Source organism: Sorangium sp. So ce1153 (assembly GCF_051521595.1).
Classification (GTDB): domain Bacteria; phylum Myxococcota_A; class Polyangia; order Polyangiales; family Polyangiaceae; genus Sorangium.
Genome location: NZ_CP150361.1, coordinates 11,812,934 through 11,818,933, shown reverse-complemented (window position 1 = coordinate 11,818,933; position 6,000 = coordinate 11,812,934). Strand labels below are relative to the sequence as shown.

Here is a 6,000-nt window from a genome sequence, read left to right as displayed (position 1 = left end):
TGCCGTCCTGCGCTGGGGCAGTCGTGGTGGACGAGCTTCCCGGCTGCGGTCCCGGGCGATCACGCCCCGGCTGCTGGGAGCCTTGCCCCGCGGGCGGTGACTTCGAGCCCGACGGGCTGGTGGGCGTATCCTGCGCGGCGGAAGCGGGTTTTTGCGTGGGGGTGCTCTTCCCGCCGGTCTCGCCGGTCCTGGGGGAGGTCTGAGCTGGCGTGCCGTCCTTGGCGGCGGCCTCCTTCGCGGGCGCCTTCTCGGACGTGTCGCCGGTCTTGGGCGACGTGCTTCCCGGTGTGGTCGCGCTGGTGTTCCCCTGGGAAACATTGCCCGGGAGCTGCGATGATGGGTTTGCGGGCGTCGTGGAGCCCTGGGGAGCGGCGGTGTTGTTGGAGGGAGCGGACTGAGGCCTGACCTGGGGCTGCTGGTTGGTGGTCGGCGTGGAGCCCTGGGGAGCGGCGGTGTTGTTGGAGGGAGCGGACTGAGGCCTGACCTGGGGCTGCTGGTTGGTGGTCGGCGTGGAGCCCTGGGGAGCGGCGGTGTTGTTGGAGGGAGCGGATTGAGGCCTGACCTGGGGCTGCTGGTTGGTGGTCGGCGTGGAGCCCTGGGGAGCGGCGGTATTGTTGGAGGGAGCGGACTGAGGCCTGACCTGGGGCTGCTGGTTGGTGGTCGGCGTGGAGCCCTGGGGAGCGGCGGTGTTGTTGGAGGGAGCGGACTGAGGCCTGACCTGAGGCTGCTGGTTGGTGGTCGGCGTGGAGCCCTGGGGAGCGGCAGTGTTGTTGGAGGGAGCGGACTGAGGCCTGACCTGGGGCTGCTGGTTGGTGGTCGGCGTGGAGCCCTGGGGAGCGGCGGTGTTGTTGGAGGGAGCGGACTGAGGCCTGACCTGAGGCTGCTGGTTGGTGGTCGGCGTGGAGCCCTGGGGAGCGGCAGTGTTGCTGGAGGGAGCGGACTGAGGCCTGACCTGGGGCTGCTGGTTGGTGGTCGGCGTGGAGCCCTGGGGAGCGGCGGTGTTGTTGGAGGGAGCGGACTGAGGCCTGACCTGGGGCTGCTGGTTGGTGGTCGGCGTGGAGCCCTGGGGAGCGGCGGTGTTGTTGGAGGGAGCGGACTGAGGCCTGACCTGGGGCTGTGTGGCCTGAGGTGGAGTGGCCGAGCTGCCGAGGACCTGAGGCTGCTGGTTGATGGGCGTCGTGGAGCCCTGGGGAATGCCGCTGCCGTTGGAGGGAGCGGATTGAGGCCTGACCTGGGGCTGTGTGGCCTGAGACGGAGTGGCCGAGTTGCCGAGGACCTGGGGCTGCTGGTTGGTGGTCGGCGTGGAGCCCTGGGTCTGGTTCGGAGGCACGTTGACCGGAGCGGCCGGAGGCCTGGGTGCAGCGGTGGGCGAGCTCGGCGCAGTGGTGGGCCCTTGCCCGACATTGGCGCTGCTGTTGCCGGTCGTCGCGCTCCCGAGATGGCTTCCCGAAGGCGTGGTCGTCGTTGTCGTCGGGCCGGGCGAGCTCGTGTTGCTGACGCTCTTCCGCGTGACGGGATCCCAGCCGGAGAAGGCGCCCGGCTTCGGGGCCGGCTTCGGGGCCGCGGCCTGGTTCACGGCGTCGGGCACGGCCGTGCTGGTGGACGGGCTGCTGGTGCTGGGCGAGGGGTGGGCGAAGCCGCCCGCGCTCTTGACCTGGGCGCGCAGCTCCGACCGGATCCCCTTGGCTGGCGACGACGAACGGCTGCGCGATGACCTCATGAGCCATGATTGACGCGAAAATGATTCGTTGCCAAGCGCCTCGCCCCCGCGCCTCACGGCGGGATATCCCGTCCCATGGCATCCTGCTCCGCCCGCTGCGCATCGCTCTGGAGCCGCCTCTGGACCGGCGCTCCTCGCACCTTGGATCCGCAACGGCTCGCCCCATTGCGGCGCTCGCCCGTCCAGACGCCGCCGCGAATCCGAGCATGCGTTCAGGGCGACGCGCGGCAGGCGCCGCGATTGCGACCAGCCCGCCGATCAGGTGATCTATCTCTCGAATGCACGGGCTGGCGCGCCGATAGCGCTGTAATGTTCTTGTGTGAGCGAATTGTCTTGCCTTTCCTTCACGCGCCGGGCGCACGGTCGTGCGCCGGCGCGCTCGGCGGGGATCGAGGGCTGTCGGCGCGAATCCAGGGCTGAGCCGGCTCGCTGTGCACCGCCGCCGAGGCGAGTTGTCTCGCGCGGCGCTCTTGTGTACGAGGTTGGAGCGGCAGCGCTGGCCCATGAAGCCGCCGCGCCGGGCCAGGAGAGCGAGGATCCATGAGCGTCACGACCATCGCCGTCCCCGACTTCGAGCCTGCGACGGCGCCGCTGCCCGCGTTCGACGAGGAATTGACGGTGCAGAGCCTGCTCGTCTCCCCCGTCGAGGCGGCCTACCGACATCGTCTGCCCCTCGTCGGACGCACGGACGTGCACCCGCTCGTCCAGGCGGCGTACATGGCCTTCACCCAGCGCTACCCCCTCGTGCTCTCGCCCGACGTGATCTGGTTCTGCCTGGCCCGGGGGTTCACCCTCCACGTCGCCGCGAACGAGGAGCAGCGGCGCCAGGTCCTCCTCGAGGACGGCGACTTCGAGCTGAGGATCGAAAGGCCGGATTTCACGCTGGGTCAGGTGAACCCCTGGCCCGTCGCGTTCTCGGATTTCTCGGCCCAGGTCGCCGCGCGGGTCGGCAAGCTGCGGGAGCTCGTGACAGCCGGCTTCTCGACCACGGGACCGGTGGAGCGCGTGGCGTCGGAGCTCACGGTGATGACGCCGTTCGCGCCATACCACGAATGGCAGCCGCCCTTCCCCGCGGACATGAGCTTTCCGGACCCCGGAATCCCGCGCATCTACCTGCTCGGCACGGCGGACGACTGGCGCTGGGTGCGCCACCGCGCGGCGGGGTTCGCCCCCTTCGGCGCGGAGCGCTGGACTCACGCCCTCCTGCCGGTGCTCGACCAGATCGTCGCCTCGGCGGAGGGCAGTCAGGATCCGGCGTTCTGGCGCGCCTTCTTCCGGTACGAGAACGCCGCGGACGAGCTCACCGGGTGGATTCACGTGCTCTTCCCGTACCTGCGCGCCTGGCCTGCCGACCACTTCGTTCCGAACACGTCCCTCGACAGCTGGCTCGAACGGTGGCGGGCCGCGGAGGCCCGGCGCAACCCGCTCGCCGCGCTGGCGACGCCCGAGGGGCCCGGGTTCGCTCGGCTCCCGCCCGGGCTCACCAGCGCGCCCTTGCGCTTCATCGATGCGCAGCGCCAGGAGCACGCCCTGGAGTTCATCAGCGGTCTCATCGGCGTCACGCAGGACCAGCACTCGCTCGCGCTCATCCCGGAGTTCGTGTGGGCCGTCATCCACGGAGAGCCCGGGCCCGCGGCCGAACCGCCCGCCGAAGCGCGCTGAGCCGAACCGCCCGCCGAAGCGCGCTGAGCCGAACCACCCGCCGAAGCGCGCTGAGCGGGGCGGCAGGCCGCTCGGCGAGGGCCGCGCCCGGCGCCGTCGTGGCCGCTGCCGCCGCGCTACCCGAACCGCAGCTCGAGCCCCGCGCCCCCGCCCGCGACGACGATCTCCCGGTCCCTGCACCCCGGATCCTCGGCCATGCGCGCCGCGATCGGCGTGATCACCCGCTCCTCGATCACCCGCTTCAGCGGCCGCGCCCCCCGCCTCGGATCGAACCCCGCCTCGGCCAGCCAGGCCCGCGCCTCGGGCAGCACCCGCAGCCGCAGGTTGCGCCGCACGAGCCCGGTGCGCGTCTCGGCCTTCGCGAGCTCGAGATCCACGATCCTGAGCACGCTGTCGCGCCCGAGGCTCCGGAACTGCACCACGTGGTCGATGCGGTTCACGAACTCCGGCCGGAAGTGCTCGCGCACGCTCGCAGGCGCCGCGCGCCGCGCGCCCGCGCCCGTCGCGGAGAGCGCGCCGCCCTCACCCCCGAAGCCGACCGGCGGCCGGTCGGCGACGCCGAGGTTCGAGGTCATCACGATCAGCACCATCCGGAAATCGACGTGGCGCCCTTCCTCGTCCGTCATCCGGCCCTCGCCGAGGATCCCGAGCAGGAGGTCGAACACCTCGCGGTGCGCCTTCTCGATCTCGTCGAGGAGCACCAGCGACAGCGGCTCTTGCCGCACGCGCTGCGCGAGCGTCGTGGCGCCCGGCCCCGCCTCGAGCAGCCGCGCCGACGAGCCGGGGAGCCGGTACTCGCTCATGTCGAGCCGGATCATCCGCCCCTCGTCGCCGAACATGAACCGCGTGAGCTCCTTCGCGAGCTCCGTCTTGCCCACGCCGGTCGGGCCGACGAACAGCAGCGTGCCGCACGGACGCTCCGGGTCGTTCATCCCGGCCTTGAAGCGCGCGAGCACCCGCGCCGCCGTGTCGCACGCCTCGTCCTGCCCGATCACGCGCCGCTTGAGCCCGCGCGCGATCGTCGCCGCGCTCGCCGGGATCTCGTCGGCGATCAGCTCGATCGGCAGCCCCGAGTGGCGCGCGTACGCCTCCGACACGTCCCGCGGATACAGCTCGCGCGCCGCCGCGCCCGCCGTCCCCCCGCCCGCGGCGGCCGCGCTCGCCGCCCCGCGCGCCGGCTCGCCCGGCCGCGCCTCTGCGCCGGCCCCCGCGGTAGCTCGCGCGCCGGCCTCCTGCGCGAGCCAGTCGAAGAAGCGGAACGCCTTGCCAGGGAAGAGCACGTCGCGCCGGAACATCGCGAGGTGCTGGACCAGCCGCTTCTTGCCGGCCGGGTGCAGCCGGACGCGCGCGTCCCTCCGCGCCTCGTACTCCGCCAGCAGCGCCGGCACCGCGGCCGCCTCCGGCTCGCGCAGCCGGACGATCTGGAAGCACGCCACGAGCGAGGCCGCGCGGCGCTGGCACGCCTCGAGCTCCTGCTCGGTGCACTCCGCCACGAGGCTCACCTCGCCGGTCCGGAGCGCCGGCAGGAACACATCGCCGATCGACGCGCCGTCCGGCTGCGGCCGGAGCAGCGGCAGCAGCGCGCCGACGTGGAGCAGATCCCCCTCGTGCGACAGCTCGCTCACGAGCTTCAGGCACCTCGCCTGCCACATGCCGAGATACATCATCCCCGCGAGGAGCCGGTCGGCCGACGTGCTGAACAGGCCCGGCGAGCGCGCGCGCGCCTTGTCCCGGCGCCACGCCGCGAACCGCCGCGCGAGCCGGTAAACCCATGTCGTCTTGCCGACGCCGGGCCCGCCCACCAGCAAGATCGACGGCAGCGGCGCGCCCGGCGCGAGCCGCGCCACATCGAGCAGCGGCAGCGCCTGCTCCAGCTCCTCCGACTCGCCCACCGCGAGCGGGAGCCGCTGGCGCGCCGCCTTCTCGACCAGATCCTCGGCCACGGCGCGCAGCGTGGGGCGCTCGTCCCGCGCGTGCCGGGCGCCCCGCTCGACCCGCGACGCGAGGCGCGGCGACCACGCGCGCACGTGCTCGTCCCCCTCGCGCCGGAAATCGAACAGCGACCGCGGCGACTCGCCGAGCAGCGCGCTCGTGACGAGCTGGCGGAGCACGTCGGGCGCGATCGAGAGATCCTCCAGGATGACCGACCAGCCGAAGCGGGGGACCATCACGCGATACCCGCCCTCGGCGAGCTTGCTCGCGAGGTACGTGAGCCGCAGCGGGATCCGGCGCTGGCCGACCACGGCTGTCCGCTTGACCGTGGTCTGCGGGTGGACGTCGACGCCGAGCGTCCGCACCTCGAACGACTCGTCCCAGAGATAGCGGTCGAGATCGTCGTCGCCCGTGGCCATGCGCGCGTGGAGCTCGACCTCGAGCTTGCGCAGCACGTCCTCCTCCGAGGCGCCATAGGCAGACGGCGCCGGCCGGTCGAAGAGGAATGCCCACGTGCGCAGGAGGATTCCGGTGACGCGGCCGTCGTGGTGGGCGATGAGATAGACGCGGAGCGATTTCTTTGTCATACGGCGGCGGCCAGGCGCACCCGGAGCGCCCGAGCCTACCACACCCCTGCCGCGCGCCCGCGCGGGCGCCACGCCGTTCTCCCGCCGCGCAGCTGCCCC

3 protein-coding genes are annotated in these 6,000 nt (G+C 72.6%); 2 read left to right on the top strand and 1 reads right to left on the bottom strand.

The window, feature by feature from the left end; translation table 11 throughout:
• Nucleotides 1–1,301 precede the first annotated feature (1,301 nt).
• On the top strand, nt 1,302–1,733 hold the full coding sequence (locus WME85_RS43005; RefSeq protein WP_437830029.1) for a hypothetical protein: 432 nt from the start codon (nt 1,302–1,304) through the stop codon (nt 1,731–1,733).
• Between the two features lie 527 nt (nt 1,734–2,260).
• On the top strand, nt 2,261–3,382 hold the full coding sequence (locus tag WME85_RS43000) for a DUF4419 domain-containing protein (protein ID WP_437830028.1): 1,122 nt from the start codon (nt 2,261–2,263) through the stop codon (nt 3,380–3,382).
• 116 nt (nt 3,383–3,498) lie between these two features.
• Here the strand turns inward: WME85_RS43000 and WME85_RS42995 are convergent, their stop codons facing one another.
• Nucleotides 3,499–5,901, bottom strand: coding sequence for an AAA family ATPase (locus WME85_RS42995; RefSeq protein WP_437830027.1), 2,403 nt, complete (start codon nt 5,899–5,901; stop codon nt 3,499–3,501).
• Nucleotides 5,902–6,000: the final 99 nt, after the last annotated feature.

Bases quoted from the DNA above. Each gene is read 5' to 3' on its own strand.
- WME85_RS43000 (WP_437830028.1), top strand. From the start codon at position 2,261: ATGAGCGTCACGACCATCGCCGTCCCCGACTTCGAGCCTGCGACGGCG.
- WME85_RS42995 (WP_437830027.1), bottom strand. From the start codon at position 5,901: ATGACAAAGAAATCGCTCCGCGTCTATCTCATCGCCCACCACGACGGC.